Source organism: Donghicola eburneus (assembly GCF_900115865.1).
Classification (GTDB): Bacteria; Pseudomonadota; Alphaproteobacteria; order Rhodobacterales; family Rhodobacteraceae; genus Donghicola; species Donghicola eburneus.
On sequence record NZ_FOXY01000001.1, the window covers coordinates 500,788 to 519,530 of the forward strand.

At 57.2% G+C, this 18,743-nt stretch carries 15 protein-coding genes, 1 tRNA gene and 1 other RNA gene; 11 read left to right on the forward strand and 6 right to left on the reverse strand.

The window, feature by feature from the left end:
* Positions 1-63: 63 nt before the first annotated feature.
* The 5 genes from BM225_RS02380 to BM225_RS02400 form a co-directional block, all read right to left on the reverse strand.
* Positions 64-726 (reverse strand): aspartate/glutamate racemase family protein, encoded by a 663-nt coding sequence (locus BM225_RS02380; protein WP_072706365.1) that lies wholly within the window; start codon positions 724-726, stop codon positions 64-66.
* Positions 726-1,562, reverse strand: a complete 837-nt coding sequence (locus BM225_RS02385) for an ABC transporter permease (RefSeq protein ID WP_072706366.1) — start codon at positions 1,560-1,562, stop codon at positions 726-728. Before BM225_RS02385 ends, BM225_RS02380 begins: the two co-directional genes overlap by 1 nt.
* Positions 1,563-1,565: 3 nt before the next feature.
* A complete protein-coding gene (locus tag BM225_RS02390) occupies positions 1,566-2,414 on the reverse strand; it encodes an ABC transporter permease (RefSeq protein ID WP_369841467.1) in 849 nt (282 codons plus the stop codon).
* 117 nt (positions 2,415-2,531) lie between these two features.
* Positions 2,532-3,797 carry an ABC transporter substrate-binding protein gene (locus tag BM225_RS02395; protein ID WP_072706368.1) on the reverse strand — a complete coding sequence of 422 codons (1,266 nt, stop codon included), beginning with the start codon at positions 3,795-3,797 and terminating at the stop codon, positions 2,532-2,534.
* Positions 3,798-3,831: 34 nt separating this feature from the next.
* Positions 3,832-4,806 carry an ABC transporter ATP-binding protein gene (locus tag BM225_RS02400; RefSeq protein WP_072706369.1) on the reverse strand — a complete coding sequence of 325 codons (975 nt, stop codon included), beginning with the start codon at positions 4,804-4,806 and terminating at the stop codon, positions 3,832-3,834.
* A 252-nt stretch (positions 4,807-5,058) separates the two neighbouring features.
* On the opposite strand from BM225_RS02400, the gene BM225_RS02405 reads away from it, so the two are divergent.
* Positions 5,059-5,748 (forward strand): GntR family transcriptional regulator, encoded by a 690-nt coding sequence (locus BM225_RS02405; RefSeq protein WP_072706370.1) that lies wholly within the window; start codon positions 5,059-5,061, stop codon positions 5,746-5,748.
* An 11-nt stretch (positions 5,749-5,759) separates the two neighbouring features.
* Here the strand turns inward: BM225_RS02405 and ssrA are convergent.
* Positions 5,760-6,109: a transfer-messenger RNA gene (ssrA, locus tag BM225_RS02410) on the reverse strand.
* A 106-nt stretch (positions 6,110-6,215) separates the two neighbouring features.
* Between ssrA and BM225_RS02415 the strand changes: the two genes are divergently transcribed.
* From BM225_RS02415 to BM225_RS02460, 10 genes are all read left to right on the forward strand, one after another.
* Positions 6,216-6,731 (forward strand): DinB family protein, encoded by a 516-nt coding sequence (locus BM225_RS02415; RefSeq protein ID WP_072706371.1) that lies wholly within the window; start codon positions 6,216-6,218, stop codon positions 6,729-6,731.
* A 95-nt stretch (positions 6,732-6,826) separates the two neighbouring features.
* A complete protein-coding gene (locus tag BM225_RS02420) occupies positions 6,827-8,245 on the forward strand; it encodes a cryptochrome/photolyase family protein (protein ID WP_072706372.1) in 1,419 nt (472 codons plus the stop codon).
* A gap of 72 nt (positions 8,246-8,317) precedes the next feature.
* On the forward strand, positions 8,318-9,526 hold the full coding sequence (locus tag BM225_RS02425) for an SAM-dependent methyltransferase (protein WP_072706373.1): 1,209 nt from the start codon (positions 8,318-8,320) through the stop codon (positions 9,524-9,526).
* Positions 9,527-9,528: 2 nt separating this feature from the next.
* Positions 9,529-9,969 (forward strand): TrgA family protein, encoded by a 441-nt coding sequence (locus tag BM225_RS02430; protein WP_072706374.1) that lies wholly within the window; start codon positions 9,529-9,531, stop codon positions 9,967-9,969.
* Positions 9,970-9,972: 3 nt separating this feature from the next.
* Positions 9,973-11,091, forward strand: coding sequence for an NUDIX domain-containing protein (locus tag BM225_RS02435; RefSeq protein WP_072706375.1), 1,119 nt, complete (start codon positions 9,973-9,975; stop codon positions 11,089-11,091).
* A 54-nt stretch (positions 11,092-11,145) separates the two neighbouring features.
* Positions 11,146-12,180 (forward strand): cysteine synthase A, encoded by a 1,035-nt coding sequence (locus tag BM225_RS02440; RefSeq protein ID WP_072706387.1) that lies wholly within the window; start codon positions 11,146-11,148, stop codon positions 12,178-12,180.
* Positions 12,161-14,548, forward strand: a complete 2,388-nt coding sequence (locus tag BM225_RS02445) for a DUF3772 domain-containing protein (protein ID WP_143095338.1) — start codon at positions 12,161-12,163, stop codon at positions 14,546-14,548. Before BM225_RS02440 ends, BM225_RS02445 begins: the two co-directional genes overlap by 20 nt.
* A complete protein-coding gene (locus BM225_RS02450) occupies positions 14,545-15,261 on the forward strand; it encodes an alanyl-tRNA editing protein (protein ID WP_072706377.1) in 717 nt (238 codons plus the stop codon). The genes BM225_RS02445 and BM225_RS02450 overlap by 4 nt, the downstream gene beginning before the upstream one ends.
* 47 nt (positions 15,262-15,308) lie before the next feature.
* Positions 15,309-15,398: transfer RNA gene (locus tag BM225_RS02455), tRNA-Ser, on the forward strand.
* A 420-nt stretch (positions 15,399-15,818) separates the two neighbouring features.
* Complete coding sequence (locus BM225_RS02460; RefSeq protein ID WP_092463755.1) at positions 15,819-18,719, forward strand: family 16 glycosylhydrolase; 2,901 nt, start codon at positions 15,819-15,821, stop codon at positions 18,717-18,719.
* The last annotated feature ends 24 nt before the right edge of the window (positions 18,720-18,743 follow it).

Here is an 18,743-nt window from a genome sequence, read left to right on the forward strand (position 1 = left end):
GTGTCCGAGACGTGCTGATTGTCAAAGGATTTTGTTGCGGGCGCTGTTCGGCAGCCCGCGGGGTTAGCGCGCGGAGCTTAGGTAAGAAACGGCTGCCTGCGCGAGAGTTGCCGACGCAGCGACACCGTCGATCAAGACGACGCCTGTGCGCGTGGTCAGATCCTGCCGCAAGGGGGCCATTCCCGCGCAGCCCAAGATAACCGCGCCAGCCTTGGTGTCGCGTGCCGCCTGATTGATGCAGGCCGCAAGATGAGCGCGGGTTTCTTCGGACCCCTCGTCGATGGTCAGGACGGGCAGATCGCTGGCTAGAACGCCCGCACAGTTGGGGGCGTAGCCGCCGCTATTGATATTGCCCTCAATCACAGGAATCGAAATCGGCAAAGAGGTCATGACTGCGAACCTTCGCCCCAGAACCGCGGCCATCACATAAGAGGACTGACCGATCCCAAGGACGGGCAGGGATGTCATGCCCTGCGCCTCGGCCAAGCCTGTGTCGTCAAAACAACCGATCACGACAGCATCCGCTCCGTCTGCCTCGGCCTGCGCAATCCGCGCCAGCACGCCTGGCAAGGCCGCTTCGCCATCCGCCGCCCCTTGGATCGCAGGCGGCCCGTCGTGGTTGGTCAATCCGATGATCTGAGCGGCCGGTAGAACCTGCGCTGCGACTGCGACCATGGTGTCTGTCATCGCCGCAGTCGCGTTTGGGTTCACGTAAGCGATTTTCATCAGACCGCTTTCCCAGCGTCATTGCCCATCTTGGCGCGGCGTTTCGCCATGATCCGGACCGAAATCAGGAAGACCCCGATGATGCCAAAAGAGAAGAGCGTGGTCAGCGTGCCGAGCGCATAGATGACCGGTGTGGTCACGTTGGTGGTCATGCCAAACACCTCAAGCGGTAGGGTGTTGTAGCTCCCCGATGTCAGCAGGGTCCGCGCGAATTCGTCGTAGGACAAGGTGAACCCGAACAAAGCAACACCAATCAAAGAGGGCGCAATGATGGGCAGAACCACGTGGCGGATGGTTTGCCACTGGGTCGCGCCTTGGTCCCGCGCGGCTTCCTCGTAGGATTTGTCAAACCGGTTGAAGACGGCAAACATGATCAGCAGACCAAAGGGCAGGGTCCATGTCAGCTGCGAGCCAAACCCGGAGGTCGCCCAATGGATCTTCAGCCCCAGCTGGTTGAAGATCAGACCAACCCCGAGCGAAATCAGGATCGACGGGATCACCAAAGAGGTGATCGCCATGTAGAACAGAACGCCAGAGCCCTTGAACCGTTTGCGGAAGGCCAGGCCGGACATCACCGACACGACAACGGTTGTGACCATGACCATTAGCCCCAAGGCAAAGGACCGGCGGAACGCGCCCCAGATATCCCCGACGGCCTGCTGCTCAAACAGCTCGCGGAACCAGTGGAGGGACACACCGCGCATCGGAAAGGTCAGACCGCCTGTGGGTCCTTGGAACGACAAGATCCCAATGGTCAGCGTGGGACCATACAGAAACAGAACAAACAGGCCAAAGAACGCTGCCAGTACGTAGAAGGAAAGAGACCGTTTTTCCATGACTTACAGCTCCTTGCGAATGTTAACAAAGCGCAGCAGGATCCCGATCACAATCAGAACGGTGATCAGCAGCACCACAGAGGTAGCCGCCGCCGACGGATACTGAAGCAGCGAAATGTCGTTCGAAATCAGGCGGCCCACATTGGCCTTTTGTGAGCCAGACATGAAGCGCACAGTGATGAAGTCGCCCATCACCAGCGTCACCACAAAGATCGTGCCGATCATGATGCCAGGCTTGGTGAGCGGCAGGATCACGTGACGCAGGGTTTGCATCGCGGTGGCGCCATTATCGACCGCCGCTTCGATCAGGGACCGGTCAATCCGCATCATGGTGTTAAAGATCGGGACCACCATGAACAGCGTATAGAGGTGCACAAACGCCAGAATGACCGAGAAATCCGAATAAAGCAGCCATTCCAGCGGCTCATCAATCACGCCCCACGAAATGAGCGTCGAATTTGCAATCCCGTTGCGTCCCAGAAACGGAATCCAAGAGATCATCCGGATGATGTTCGAGGTCCAGAACGGAATGGTACACAGCAAAAACAGTGCGATTTGCATTGACTGCGTGCGTACGTGGAATGCCAGAAAATATGCCACCGTAAACCCGATGGCCAAGGTAAACGCCCACGTAATGAAGGCGTATTTGAACGTCGCAAAGAACACCTTCCACACCACAGCCGATCCGAACAGATAGCTGTAGTTGTCAAACTGAAAGGCGGGATAGATCGAAAACTCGGTCGCGCCCCAAAAGCTTACCACGACAATCATGATAATAGGTGCAATCAGGAAACACCCTAGAACCACGGTCAGAGGCACAGCCTGGAGCCACCCTGTGACATGCCGGCTCATCGCCATAAATCCATCCCCGGGGCGACTGCCCCTTTCATCTTTGCGCTAAATACTCTGGGGTGAATGGGCGGGCCCAAAGGCCCGTCCAGAGGGGCAACGCCCCTGTAAATCCGCCGCTTATGCCGCGATGAATTCGTTCCACTTGCGAACCATGTACTGGTTCTCGTCCATGACGGCGTTCCAGCACGCCACCGAACCCATGCGCTCTTCGAACGAACCACCGTCGCGGGTTTCGCCCGCTTGGGCCAGCACGTCGCCGAAGGGCGAGGTGATTTCGCCGGTCGCTTCTTTGCCCTCGAACCAGTAGCCCCATTCGTTTTCGGACATGTAGTTCTTGGAGGTTTCGGGAACCGCCGAGTAGTAGCCCTGACGCATCAGGAAGCCGCCGACCCAGCCGTCGAGGTACCAGTTGATGTATTCGTAGGCTGCATCCAGCTCCATGCCGCTCAGCGACTTGGACAGGCCCAGACCGCCGCCCCACGAACGGTAGCCTTCCTTCAGAGGCTGATAGACGCAGGGGATGCCGCGTGATTTTACAGCAGTGATCGCAGGCGACCACATGGACTGGATCACAACCTCGCCCGACGCCATCAGGTTGACCGACTCGTCAAAGGTTTTCCAGAACGCGCGGAACTGGCCAGCACGCTTGGCTTCGGTAAAGATCGCAAAGGTCGCGTCGATCTCTTCCTTGGTCATGTTGCCTTTGTCGCCGTACTGGATTTCGCCCATAGCTTCGCAGACCATTGCCATGTCCATGATACCAATCGACGAAATGTCGAGGATCGAAGCTTTGCCTTTGAACTCGGGGTTCAGCAGCTCGGCCCAAGTGTTGATGGGGCGGTTGATCAGGTCAGGGCGGATGCCCAGAGTGTCCGCGTTGTAAATCGTGGGGATCAGGGTCATCCAGTTGGTTTCCTGATCCGCAAAGGTGGTCGCGCCAGGCTCTTCGACAAAGCCAACGGTGTGGGGGGCAGTGCCCTGCGCGATGGTGCTTTCGGGGGTCAGTTTACCCGAACGGAAGATGCCAACGATCTTGTCGTAGTTCTTGATTTTGCTGGTATCCATCGCCTGCAGGTTGCCGGTCGGCCAAACCTTTTTACAGATCCAGTATTCGATATCCGCAATGTCAAAGCTGTCGGGCTGGGTCGCGGCGCGCTGGGTCACGCTGTCGGAATCCAGAGCGGTCATTTCCAGCGTGAAGCCAAGGTCTTCTTTCACTTTCTGGCCGACTTCGTTCAGGTTTGACACGCCGGTGCCGAACTGGCGCAGAGTGATGTCTTTGATCTCTTGCGCCCAGACCATGGGCGCGGGCAGGGTCGATGCCGCAACGGCTGCTGCGCCGCTTTTCAGGATGGATCGACGGGAATAACGCATTTTCGACATAGTACTAAATCCCTGTTGTGGATTGAGGAGTTGCTTATGCTTGGAGGCGGTGAACCCGCCCTTCGTCCCAGACGAAGCTGACCGCTTCGCCGGTTTCTTTTGGTGCAGCAAAGAAGGCTGCCTCGGGCACGAGAGCCACGATCTCTTCTCCGGCGGGGGTGATCGCTGTCAGCGACACGTGGGCGCCTTGGTATTCCACGGCAGTCACGGTGGCGGGCAAGCCGGTGTCGGCCATGCGGACCTCATCGGCGCGCAATGCAATTTTGTGCCCTTCGAAGGAGATGACGTTGTGGCCGCCCATAAAGCGGGCCACGAATTCGGTGCGGGGGGCCATCCAGACGTCGCGCGCCGGGCCCGCCTGTTCGATGACGGCGTTGTTCATCACCACGATCTCGTCCGCCAGCGCCAGCGCTTCGTCCTGACCGTGGGTCACGTGAATAAAGGTAATGCCAAGCTCGCGCTGCAGACGCTTCAATTCAGCCCGCATGCGAATGCGCAGAAAGGGGTCGAGCGCGGATAGCGGTTCATCCAGCAACAGGACGCGAGGTTTGGTCACCAGAGCGCGCGCCAGAGCCACACGCTGCTGCTGACCGCCAGAGAGTTGGTCGGGCAAGCGGTCGGCAAGGTGGGTCATGTCCACCAGTTCCAGCATCTCGTCAGCCGCCTTGTGTCGGGTCGGCTTGTCCACGCCCTTCATGTGCAAGGAAAAAGCGACGTTGTCGCGCACGCTCAGGTGCGGAAATAGGGCGTAGTTCTGGAACATCATCGCCGTGCCGCGCTGTGCAGGCGAAAGGTGCGAGATATCGTGCCCATCCAGCACAATCGAGCCGTCCGACACGCTCTCGTGTCCTGCGATCATGCGCAGGGTCGAGGACTTGCCGCAGCCCGATGGTCCCAGAAGGCACACATAAGAGCCATTCAGAAACACATGATTGATGTTGTCCACCGCGGTGGTGTCCCCGTAGCGTTTGCTCAGGTGTACCAGTTCCAGATCCTGACCCGATCGCATGTGCTGTGCCCCTATGAGTTGCGTCTTGGGTTCACGTTGGTCGGTAAATTTCCTGACCGTGAAGAAAAAATCCGCATACGGCAGTGCAGAAACTTGAGATGGCGCGAAATTAAGCAGCTGGTGCAAAGCTGTGCACAAATGATAATCCGAAATCGTATACAATATCGTGCACGGAGGAATGCAGGACCTCCTGACTTGCGATTCGGACCCGAAGTGGGGATCAGTGAGGCAATGAAATAGGGGTTCGGGCACATGGCACCCAAGGAAAAGGCAACAGATACAGCAAGCACCAAGGTCGCAGAGGCGCTGGCCGAAGCGATCCACGAGCATCGGATCGCCCCCGGAACGAAGCTGAACGAAGACGAAGTTGGCGAAGTCTACGGCGTCAGCCGGACAGTCATTCGCGCCGCATTGCAGCAGTTAGCCCATCAACGCTTGGTAGAGTTGAAGCGGAACCGTGGCGCTTTCGTTGCGCGGCCCACGGTGAAAGAGGCACGCGAAGTCTTTGAGGCCCGCGCGCTGCTCGAGCCGACCATGACCCGACACGCCGCAGAGCGGATGACCGAAGCGGACCTAGCGGTTTTGCAGTCCCACATCGATGCAGAGCACGCGGCACTCGCCGCAGGGCAAACGGGCAAGGCGCTGCAGCTCTCGGGGCAGTTCCACGTAGAGGTCGCGCGGATCGCGGATCAGGACACAATCGAAGAGATCATTGCACAGCTCGTCGCCCGCTCTTCGCTGATCATCGCGCTCTATTGGCAGAGGCGGGCGGCCTTGTGCGAAAGCAACGCGCACCACGCACTGATCAAGGCGCTGGCCAACAAGGATGGCGCACTTGCTGAAGAGTTAATGAAGAACCACCTCTTGGACCTGCTGACGTCCTTGGATCTGCGCGAACAGACATCAGCACCGCAGTCGTTGTCCGAAGCGTTAAAGGTCTGATGATGGTGGAAAGTGGAGGTTTCTGTTGCCAGGTACCTCCGAACCCCGCCTTACGCTGCTAGGCACAAGGACTTAGATTTCGGAAACTCCGACTGCTTACGCAGCCATTGCTACCGGAGCACGATTGTCGTTTGCAATTGTACTTGTTGAACCGATAACGGCGGTATCACACCGGGACAAAGCAAACCCCTTTAGACGTTCGTCGATCCTGTTTCGGCCCCATGATCCCAAACGATAGGATTTTTGGTGGAGCCGCCGGGTACCGCCCCCGGGTCCGATCCGCTTACTACGAGCGCGTTTATGTCCATAGTCGGTTGCCCGACGCGCTTAACCTACGAACTTATTGGCGGAATTCAAGAGGTCGTCTTCAGAATCCTGTATGGATTTTCTTGCCTGCGGGGGCGGGCTCGGTTTTCATAACCCCCGAGGATCGATTGCAAAAACACCGACAAAGGCGGGAAAGTCCGATGCTGACCAAAGAATATTGCATAACGATGGCACGGTATAACGCGTGGCAGAACAGGGGGCTGCGCAAAATCCTGCAAGAGATGCCACGCGCCGAACTCACCAAGGATCGCGGCGCATTCTTTGGATCTATTTTTGCGACCGTGAATCATTTGCTGTGGGCGGACACCATGTGGATGTCCCGCTTCGAAGGAAAGCCGTCGCCGGGCGGGACGACCGAAGAGAGCAAGGCATTTCAGCCCACTGCCGCCGCATGGTCCGGCGAGCGGTTCCGTATGGACGGCCACATCCTGATTTGGGCCGAAAAGGTGCGCGCGCTTGATTTGGTGTCGGACCTCAGTTGGCACTCTGGGCTTCTGGGGCGGGAGGTGTCGAAAAACATGGGCGATTGCGTGATGCACTTTTTCAACCACCAAACCCATCACCGCGGGCAGGTGCACGCTATGTTGACCCAGATCGGGATCACACCAGAGCCAACAGATCTGTTCCTGATGCCCGAGTCAGGGCCATGGCTTTGACAGCTTTGAAATATTTTGACTTTTTGTGAACCATTGAGTGATCCGGAGCGTTTTGCCCAACGTAATAGTTTGTAATTAAAACCAAGAGGCATTGCGTGGCAGAGACTTCTCCTATCATCGTCTGGTTCCGTCGGGACCTTCGTTTGTCCGACCATCCAGCACTTTGGGCCGCAATGTCGTCCGGACGCCCTGTTCTTCCAGTTTTCATTTGCGACAGGCTCGTCGAACAGTTGGGCGCCGCGCCGAAATGGCGTTTGGGCCTTGGGGCGGAGCACCTGTCTGGATCGCTCAAGGACATTGGTAGCCGTCTCATTCTGCGCAAGGGCGACCCGGCAGAGGTGCTTCGTGCGCTGATCGAAGAGACCGGCGCAGACACGGTGTATTGGTCGCGGGCCTATGATCCAGACAGTGTGGAGCGTGACAAAGCGGTGAAAGCTGCGCTCAAAGACGATGGGATTGCAGCGGAAAGCCATCTTGGCCACTTGATGTTCGAGCCTTGGACGGTCGAAACGGGAACGGGCGGCTACTACAAAGTCTTTACACCTTATTGGAAGAATGTGCGCGATCGCGACGTTCCGCAGCCTCTGGGCCGCGTATCGAGCCTTGAGGCTCCAGCGTCATGGCCGGAGTCGGACGATCTTGAGGACTGGGGCTTGGCCGATGACATGCGCCGTGGCGCGGATGTGGTCCGCCCGTTCGTCCAGTTGGGCGAGGATGCGGCGCAGGATCGTTTGGCCCACTTCATTGAAGACATCGTCGATGATTACGACACCCTTCGTGACTTGCCCTCCGAAGATGGCACCAGCTGTCTGTCTGAAAACCTAGCCCTTGGCGAAATCAGCCCGCGCCAATGCTGGCATGCGGCTGCGCGCAAGCAGCACGAGGGCAGCAAGGGCGCTGAAACCTTTATGAAGGAATTGGCGTGGCGCGAGTTTGCCTACCATCTGATCTGGCACACGCCGCAAATCGCGACCGAGAATTGGCGTGAAGAGTGGTCTGCATTCCCTTGGAACGAAAAGGAAAATGACGAGGTCAGGGCGTGGAAGCAGGGTCGGACAGGCATCCAGTTCGTAGATGCCGCCATGCGAGAACTCTATGTCACTGGTCGGATGCACAATCGGGCCCGCATGATTGTGGCCAGCTACTTGACCAAACATCTGCTGACCCATTGGAAAATCGGTCAAAAATGGTTTGAGGACTGTCTGATTGATTGGGACCCCGCGTCGAACGCGATGGGGTGGCAATGGTCGGCGGGGTCGGGGCCAGATGCAACGCCATACTTCCGAGTATTCAACCCGGTGACGCAGCTCGACAAGTTCGACAAGCAGCGCAACTACGTGTCACGCTGGATCGCCGAAGGGCGCGGTAATCCCCACGAGGATGCTCTGAAGTATTTTGACGCGGTGCCGGTCAGCTGGAACCTGTCGCCGGACGACGACTATCCGAATGCGATCGTTAGCGCCGATGCGGGGCGGAAACGGGCACTTGATGCCTATGAAAACCGCGATTTCTGAAGACACAATAAAAAGATTTGCGGCGGTCCGCTTCAAGGACCTAGCCTAGAAAGACCCACAGGGAGAAGAACCATGATCCTGACAGACACCAAAGGCCAGACCGAATTGCCCCGTTATCTGGGCTCCGTCCTGTCGATGATGGAAGGCATGCGGGCAGGGCGCTTGGACATCCGACTTGAGGATGGGCGCGTGTTCCGGTGCGAGGGCAAATTGCCCGGTCCGGTCGCAGAGATTGTGATCCATCATCCGGACGTGTTCAGCCGCCTGATCCGCGAGGGCGATCTGGGTTTTTGCGATTCCTATCTGGATGGCTGGTGGAGCAGTCCGGACCTTCAAGCCTTTATGGATCTGGTGCATGACCAGCAAGAGTCGGTCTATGACGGCTTTCCGGGGCAATCGCTTGTTCGCGCGATGGAAAAATTCCGTTTCTGGCTGCAGTCAAATACCAAGCGCCAAGCGCGCAAAAACATTTCATATCATTATGATCTTGGGAATGACTTCTATAGCCTGTGGCTGGACGATACGATGACTTACTCGTCGGCGATCTTTAAGTCTGGCCAAGAGGATTTGGAGACTGCGCAGATCGAAAAGTACAAGTCGATGGTCGACCGGATGGGCGTAAAGCCCGGGGATCACGTGCTCGAGATTGGCTGCGGTTGGGGCGGGTTCGCCGAATATGCCGCCAAGGTGCGTGGGCTCAAGGTTACAGGCCTAACGATCAGCAAAGAGCAGCTTGCCTATGCGCAAAAGCGCATCGCAGACGCAGGTTTGTCGGATCAGGTAACGCTCAAATTGCAGGACTATCGTGATGAGACAGGCGTCTATGACGGTATCGCAAGCATCGAGATGTTCGAAGCTGTTGGAGAGAAATACTGGCCCACATATTTCAAGACCGTGCACAACTGCCTAAAGCCAGGTGCCTCGGCCACGCTTCAGATCATTTTGATCGAGGACAAGCGCTGGGACACCTACCGTAAGGGCGTGGATTTCATCCAGAAATACATCTTTCCGGGCGGGATGCTGCCGTCTCCTCGTGTCCTTCGTAATCAGGTTGAGCAAGCTGGGCTCACAGTCCGTGATACCTTTGAGTTTGGCCAAAGCTACAGCCAGACCCTGCGCCGCTGGCACGAGACCTTTAACGAACGTTGGGATCAGGTTGCCAGCCACGGCTTCGATGAACGTTTCCGCCGCATGTGGAATTTCTACCTGACAGCTTGCGCTGGCTCGTTCAAAGGCGGTATTTGCGATGTAACGCAAATGACAATCGAAAGACCTGCTTAAAAATGCCTACCGCGTCCCGCCTGATTGCAGCACTTCTGATGGCAGGGACGGGTATCATTCTGGCGCTTGAGTTGCGCGAGCTGCGGGACAGCTTGCGCTTCTATCCATTCTTTATCGAGTTTAACGCTTTGCTCGGGGCAGTCATCGGTTGGAAACTGGTCGGCGCGCGCGTTGGACATGGATGGGCACGGGCCGCAGCCACAGGGATTAGCGGCGGCTTCGTGACCCTGATCCTTGTCGTATTCGGATTGGCATTTCGGGAAATGCTAAATCGATCGTTTCGAAAATTCTACGATCATGCTTTAGAGGCCATTCTAGCCGCAGTGAAAATTGGAATAACCGACTTGTTGGCGATTTCTGCGACTGCGATGATCTTGCCCGTGATTATGGGGGCAGTGTTGTCCGGTTTGGGGGCCGAAGCCGCAGAGCGCCGCTGGAGATAAAAAATGAACGACTTTTTCGTTTATGGCACGCTGCGCCATAAACCCCTTCTCGATCTGGTAGCAGGCGCCCCGGTCGAGGCCACCCCCGCACGTATTTCGGGCTTTGCCGTATATTGGGCGGCGGGCGAAAGCTTCCCCATGATTACTGCCGAAGAGGGTGGCCAAGCCGAGGGCCTGTTGCTGCGCAATCTCACAGGCATTCAGCGCGATCGACTGGACTATTACGAACTGGCTTTCGGGTATCAGCGCGCAGATGTCTGCGTTGACGCCGGAACGGGCCATGAGATGGCGTCATGTTACATCGCCGCGCGGCAGCTCTATTCCCAAGGTGAACCGTTTGATTTGGACGCATGGGGCGGAAAATGGGCCCCGACGTCCATGCGTGCAGCCGAAGAGGTCATGATGTCTTTTGGCAACGAGGACCCGCGCGATGTTGGGGCACGCTTTGGAACCATCAGGATGCGCGCCGCAAGCTATGCCAATGCGCAGGCTGATCCCAGCGCGCTGACCCCGTCTGGCCTGACAGCGCAGAATGTGATCAGCCATCGCCGCATGATCCCCTATGCGAACTATTTTGCGGTGGATGAGCATGACCTGTCGTTTCAACGCCATGATGGGTCCCCCAGCGAAGTGGTGAACCGTGCGACGTTTATGGCGGCAGATGCGGTAATTGTGCTGCCCTATGATCCGGTGCGGGACCGCGTTTTGCTGGTCGAACAATTCCGTGCAGGACCTTATTTTCGTGGTGATCCGCATTGTTGGGCGCTGGAACCTGTCGCAGGCCGTATCGATCCGGGCGAAACTGCGATCGAAGCTGCCGAGCGCGAAACCCGCGAGGAAGCACGGCTGGAGATGTCGCGCCTGATTCCGGTGAATCGCGGATATCCATCGCCCGGATGTTCCAGCGAGTATTACCACCTGTTTGTTGGCCTTGCGGACCTGCCCGATGACATCGTTGGCGTCGGCGGCGAAGAAACCGAGGCAGAGGATATCCGGACCCATCTTTTCAGCTACACAGAGCTGATGGAGATGGTCGACAACGACCGGATTAGCACCCAGCCGACCTGCCTTTTGGCGCTTTGGTTATCACGGGCACGCGACGGATTGCGCCAGACGGGTTGAGTTCGCCCACAGACACCCATATTCATGTCGCTGTAACACGAGAAAGGGCGCATGATGCGAATTGCACAGGATCTGGCCGGAGCCATCGGGAACACCCCTCTGATCAAGCTGAAGAAGGCCAGCGAAGAGACCGGGTGCACGATTCTGGGCAAATGTGAGTTCATGAACCCCGGTCAGTCGGTCAAGGACCGCGCGGCGCTTTACATCATCAAGGATGCGCTGGAAAAAGGCCTGCTGGAGCCCGGTGGCACCATTGTCGAGGGCACAGCCGGTAACACCGGTATTGGTCTGGCGCTGGTTGGCGCGTCTATGGGCTTCCGCACCGTGATCGTCATCCCGGAGACCCAGTCTCAGGAAAAGAAGGACATGATCCGCTTGGCGGGCGCAGAACTGGTGCAGGTGCCCGCAGCGCCTTATCGCAACCCGAACAACTACGTACGCTACTCGGGCCGTCTGGCCGAGGAACTGGCGAAGTCCGAAAAGCACGGTGCGATCTGGGCCAACCAGTTCGACAACGTCGCGAACAAGCGCGCCCACGTGGAAACCACCGGTCCCGAAATCTGGGAACAGACCGGCGGCAAAGTGGACGGTTTCGTCTGCGCTGTCGGCTCTGGTGGAACTCTGGCGGGCGTGGCAGAGGCTCTGCAGCCCAAAGGTGTCAAAATCGGTCTGGCTGATCCCATGGGCGCGGCGCTCTATAGCTTCTACACCAGCGGCGAGTTGAGGTCCGAAGGTGGCTCGATCACCGAAGGCATCGGCCAGGGGCGCATTACCGCGAACCTCGAAGGGTTCACCCCCGACATGGCCTACCAGATCCCCGACGAAGAGGCGCTGCCGATCGTCTTTGATACCCTGTCCGAAGAGGGCCTGTGCCTTGGCGGCAGCTCCGGCATTAACATCGCCGGCGCGATCCGCATGGCCAAGGAGATGGGACCGGGCCACACCATCGTGACCATCCTGTGTGACTATGGCACCCGCTACCAGTCGAAGCTGTTCAATCCCAGCTTCCTCAAGGAAAAGGGTCTGCCTGTCCCAGATTGGATGACCGTCGGCCCCAAGAGCATCCCGGGTGTCTTTGTTGACAACTAAGGCCTTTACGATGTTGCGGCGGCTCCTCTGGGCCGCCGTTTTCTTGACACTGGTTCCCTTTGCGGCACTCGCGCAGGCCGACAGGGTAGACTACAGCGCATGGAACGATCTGACCCAAGAGGTCGAGGCCGAGATCGAGGCCGAGCCGCACGATGTGGACGCGCTTGAAACCTTGCGCGGCCGGATCTCTGATTTCCGAAATCAGTTCCAAACCGCCCAAGACGCAAATAGCGAGCGCATTGATACACTCAAGGCGCAGATTAGCGCCTTGGGCGAACCTCCAGCCGAGGGCGAGACCGAGCCCCAAGCCATCGCAGAGCGTCGCGAGGACTTGAATGACCAGCTGCAAGAGGCTGAAGTTCCACGCGTAAAAGCGGATGAGGCTTACCGCCAGGCGGATGGCTTGATCGCTGAAATCGACCGCATCATTCGCCGCGAACAAGCAGAGCGGCTGTTCTCCTTGGGGCCCACGCCGCTTAATCCCGTGATGTGGAACGAGACCAGCAAAGCGCTGATCCGCTATGGCAGCGCGCTGGTCCAAGAGGTGCGCGATGTCTTTGCGGACAGCAACCGCCTGAATGACGCGCGCGAAGATGTTCTTCCTGCGATCTTGTTCATTATCGTCGGAGTTCTGTTTCTGACCCGTGCGCCCGACTGGATCGAGGCGCTGGTCACAACGATTTGGCATCGGATCAGACGTGGGCCAGGTGTGTGGAGCCTACTCATCTCGCTCGGCAAAGTGATTGTGCCGGTGCTTGGGGTGGCCATGATCGTCTCTGGCTTGCAGGTGCTGCAGCTGACAGGCGAGCGGGGGGCCGCACTGCTGTCGGACATGCTACTTTATGTGGGCGTGATCATGTTTGCGGGCTGGCTGTCTGGGCTGCTGTTCCCTGACGGGGATTTCCGTGCCATCACTTCGATCCCTCAGGAAAAGCGCAAAAAAGTGCGGCGCAGTGGCACCCTGCTTGGGGTATGCCTCGCGGCGGATTTGTTGGTGAACGACGTCTCCAACCGAGAGGAATTCTCGGTCGGGGTGACGGCCGTTCTGATTTTCCCGATCCTGCTGGTGACGGCTTTTACGCTGCTGCATCTGGTGAATACCCTACGCCACAGCATGAAAGGCGAGTCCGAGGAGAGCGATGGGACGGCATCAAACGTCGCGCAGATATCTCTTCGGATCATGGGTTTAGCGGCCATTCTTGCACCGATCATCGCAGCAGTGGGCTACCGGAACGCGGCCGAAGGTCTGCTGTATCCGATGGTCGGCTCGCTTGCGCTGTATGGCATCTACGTGGTTCTGCAGCAGTTCATACGTGATCTGTATGCGATGCTCTCGACGCAGCCCGAAAGCGCCGATGACGCGCTGCTACCGGTGCTCTTGGGATACCTGCTGGCGCTTGGTCTGCTACCGGTTCTGGCGCTGATTTGGGGCGCGCGGATCTCGGATCTGACCGAGCTCTGGGCACGTTTTCGAGCAGGCTATACGGTCGGCGATACCAATATCTCGCCCACGGATTTCATCAGCTTTGCCGTGGTTTTTGTCATCGGCTACGGCCTGACACGCCTGCTGCAACGGGCACTGAAAACCTCGATCCTGCCGAAAACCCGTCTCGACCTAGGGGGTCGAAACGCAATGGTGTCCGGCATGGGCTATGTCGGGGTGTTTATTGCGGCAATGGCGGCGGTTGGCGCAGCTGGGATTGACCTGTCGAACCTTGCGATCGTCGCGGGTGCGCTGTCAGTTGGTATCGGTTTTGGTCTGCAAAATATCGTTTCGAACTTTGTGTCGGGCATCATCCTGCTGATCGAACGCCCGATTTCCGAGGGGGATTGGATCGAGGTCGGCGGCGAGATGGGCTATGTCCGCTCTATCTCTGTTCGCTCAACGCGGATCGAGACCTTTGACCGTACGGATGTGATCGTCCCGAACTCGGATCTAGTCAGCGGCAAGGTCACGAACTGGACGCGTGGCAATACGATTGGTCGTGTGATTGTTCCGGTCGGCGTGGCCTATGGCAGTGACACACACAAAGTCGAAGAAATCTTGATGGATATTGCCAAAGAACATCCAATGGTTCTGCTACAACCACCGCCTTTCATCTATTTCAAGGGGTTCGGGGATAGCTCGATGGACTTTGAGATCCGTGCGATCATTCGCGATGTGAACTGGGTGCTCAACGTGAGTTCAGACTTCAACCACGCCATTGCCAAGCGCTTTGCAGAAGAGCAGATCGAAATTCCGTTCCCGCAGCGCGACTTGTGGATGCGTGGAGCCCCCAGCGCGCAGCCTGTTCCGACCGATGACACACCAACACACCAACCGGCAGCGGGCCTGCCGGACGTTTCTGACAATGGAGCTGATGAATGACCGATCCTCTGTTCCGCGACGACTCGTATTTGCGCTCGGCTGATGGCAATGTAACCCGCCTGACGGACGAAGGCGGAATTGTGCTGGACCAAACCGTGTTTTACCCCACAGGCGGCGGCCAACCCGGAGACAGCGGAACACTTGTGTGGGACGGGGGCAGGATCGAGATCGCGACCACCATCAAGGGCGAGGGGGATGAGATCATCCTTGTCCCCGGAGAGCCTGCGCCTTTGCCCTCCGTTGGCTCTGTGGTTCGTCAGGAATTGGATTGGGAACGGCGGCACCATCACATGCGAGTGCACACAGCGCTGCACCTGTTGTCTGTTGTGGTGCCGTTGCCCGTCACGGGGGGCTCTATCTCCGAAGAAAAGGGGCGTCTCGACTTTGACATGGAAGAGGCGCCCGAGGACAAGCAAGCGATTCAGGATGCCTTGAACGCCTTGGTTGATCGGGATCTCATGGTGACCACCCAATGGATCAGCGACGAAGATCTGGACGCGAATCCCGGTTTGATTAAGACCATGTCGGTCAAACCACCGCGCGGGACCGGGCGCGTGCGCCTGGTCAGGATTGGCGACACGACCGAACAAGTTGATCTACAGCCCTGCGGCGGCACCCACGTGCGCTCGACCTCAGAGATCGGATCTGTCCGGATTGGCAAGGTCGAGAAAAAAGGTCGCCAGAACCGGCGGATAAACCTGCATATTGACTGAAATTCGGTGTTGCAGCCGCTGAATGTGTGGATATAAGGGTCCGCACTGGACAGTTGGCCGAGTGGTCGAAGGCGCACGCCTGGAAAGTGTGTAGGCGGGGAACCGTCTCGAGGGTTCGAATCCCTCACTGTCCGCCATACCTCCCTACCTCTGAGCTCTGCTGTGTTGGTTGCATGCTCTTCTGCGCTGTCAGTGTAGAACTTCACTTGAAAAATGACGTCCTCACCCCGCCAGAATGCTGTGCACTCTGATGGTATTATTTGTTATTTAATTCGAATTTCGAACAGTTTTGCAAATACGTCCAATCAAGCCCTTTCATTTTTATTTGTATCAAATTAATACTAATAATTGATTTGATCGTTGAATCGGTTCAATTGTTTATTTTGATTGACGCAACCTGAATTTCCCAGGCTTTTATCAAAAATCATGCCCTAGGGCTGAAATCGTGCAGACTAGCGTTAGATGCGTGGCTGCTCAGGGTTACGCTTCGATTTGATGCCAGAGTGCCATTTTATTGTTTTTAATAAAGAAATTAAAACATCTGAAACAGGATTGATATGCTGATTACCGGAACCAGCGAGCGTGACACTCTCAGGGCAGAGGAAGAGGGCGTCGTTGTAGATGCGCTTGGCGGGAATGATTTCATCTTTAATAACGTGGCAGGCACAACGCTGATCGGCGGCGCGGGAAACGATCACTATCGTTTGTATAATGGCGATACGACAATCATCGAAGAGCTCAACGGCGGCTATGATGTCATCTGGGCCTATGATCATGTGGTGATGCCCGACAATGTCGAGGCTTTGGAATTCAAACGGACGTCGAATTGGTACACGATCCAAGGGAACGCGCTCGACAATAGCATCATCGCAGGGGCAGGCGACCAAGCCATCGCTGGTGGTGCTGGCGATGATACCATGACGGGCGGCGAAGGGCGCGATCAGTTCTCGTTCTCTTTGGAAGACGGGCACGACATCATCACGGATTTTGCAGTAGGTGAGGATATTCTCACTTTCTGGGATATGGGGGTAGATCAGTTCTCGGACTTGATAGCGTTGGCCTCAGACACGACGGACGGGCTTTTGTTTACCTTTTCTGCCGAGCAATCGGTTCTGCTAGAAGGGGTCACTTCGGATAGCTTCTCTGAAGCGGACGTTCTGGTTGAAACGCTGGATCCCGCGCGTTTCGAGAATGCTGAGATCGTGTTCGAGGATAACTTTGATAGCGAGGCATCGTTGACCAGTGGCCTCTGGACGACGACACCTGCGAACGGTCATCCAGTGACCAATGCGATCGCACGTGGGAACCGGTTCCAGCAGTATGTCGATGCTGACTCGACCACAAGCGACGGCACTCCGATCAACGTGAACCCGTTCAGCGTCGAGGATGGTGTTCTGTCGATCACTGCGACACGGACGCCCGAAGCCCTGCAGGATCAGATCGAGGAGGAATGGCTCTCAGGAAGCCTGGAGACCCACGGAACCTTTGAACAAACCTACGGATATTTCGAGGTCCGCGCCAAAACGCCTGCGGGGCAAGGGCTTTGGCCGGCCTTCTGGTTTGTGCCGTCTGACTACACTTGGCCCCCGGAGTCTGACGTTCTTGAGGCGCTTGGGAGCTTGCCCAATGTGTATCGTGCAGCGACCCACGGGGAACTCTGGGGGGATAAGGTCACGATGGCGGATTCGTGGCTTGTCCCAGATACCAGCGAGTCGTTTCACACCTATGGGGTTCTCTGGACACCGGAAAAGCTGGTCTACACCTTTGATGGAAAGGTCATGCTCGAAACACCTACGCCAGCGAGCATGCACAAACCTCATTCGTTGCACCTAAACCTAGCTTTGGGCGGATGGGACGGCGACCCCGACGAAACGACACCAGATGGGGCCTCGTTCGACGTTGATTACGTAAGAGTTTGGGACATTCCTGAACTGGCAGAACAAGCGGCCAATACCGACATGAGCGCTTACGGCGATCTGGAGAATGGCATCCTTTATACCAGCGAATTTGGTGAGACTGATTTGTATGGCGATGACGTCGTGCGCGCTTCTCAAGGAGAGCCCGACCTGACGCTGACTGTGGACGGCCAGAGCACTCTGGTCGGCACCGCAGACGCAAATGTCTTGACCGGCAACCATCAAGGTACGGTATTTAACGGACTGGCAGGACATGACAAAATCGTCGCTTTTGGTGGTGCGGATTACCTAATTGGCGAATCTGGAGACGACACCCTTGATGGGGGCCAAGGGGCGGACACGCTGGTTGGCGGCGCAGGGGACGATACCTACATTCTGCGCGCGGGTGACGGTGGAGATGCCCCATCAGCCGAGCTGATCATTGAGACCGCGGGCGAAGGCATCGACCAGATCGTTTTTGCAGATCTAAGGCCAGATGATGTCCGCAGCTACATCGATTGGGCGCGTTGGCATATCGTGGTTGATGGTGCGGATGGTCCCGAGTACTTTTCGGTCAAGGTCACACCCGGACTCGGGGGGCACGATGTCGGCTCGTATATCGAGCAAGTGGTCTTTGCAGATGGGACTGTTTGGGACATGACTGGCGCGCTCTATCTGCGCGGCGACGACGAGGCGAATGTCAGCTCCGGTTCGGTTCATGACGACACCATCCTTGGCGAAGGCGGAGATGATACGCTGGTCGGTATGAATGGCGACGATACGATCGACGGCGGGGATGGCGTAGATATGCTCTACGGCTGGAAGGGCGCAGACGTACTGACAGACAGCGGCTTCGAAGATGGCGACCGGATGTACGGTGAGGGCGGCAATGACACGCTGACTGGCGGTGTTGGCTACGACTCACTGTACGGCGGGGCTGGTAAAGACACTCTCAGGGCCAGTCGGGACGCCGATTTTCTGGATGGTGGCGCGGGCGATGATACCTTGCTCGGGAATGGCGCTCGGGACACGATGAATGGCGGTGCCGGAGACGACATGATCAAGGGCAACGGCAACCGCGACTGGATTGACGGCGGCGAGGGCGACGACAAGCTGGTCGGCGGCGGCGGCAACGATATCATGTCGGGGGGCGCAGGTAACGACGTTGTCAGTGGCGGTACGCGTCATGACCTACTGTATGGCGATGATGGTAACGACAAACTCGTCGGTCAAAAAGGCGATGACACCCTGTATGGCGGCGAAGGCCGTGATGTTCTGACCGGAGGTGAAGGTGCGGATTTGTACATTCTGGATGTGACGCAGACGGATGATTTGGATTTCATTCAGGGCTTCGATCAGTCCGAAGGAGATCGCTTCAATATTATCGGGCTGACCGCTGGCGACATCCTAAGCTTTGACGTCTTCGAGCATCAGAACGGCAATATCTTCCTTGAAGTCGATATCAATGGCGAAACAACACGGCTGGCCAAGATCACAGACTTCGTCGCCAGTGATCTGACGGTTGAAATGCTTGCGGATCAAACCGAGGCCTATCTTTTTTGATGTGATTAATGAAACTCTGCCCGG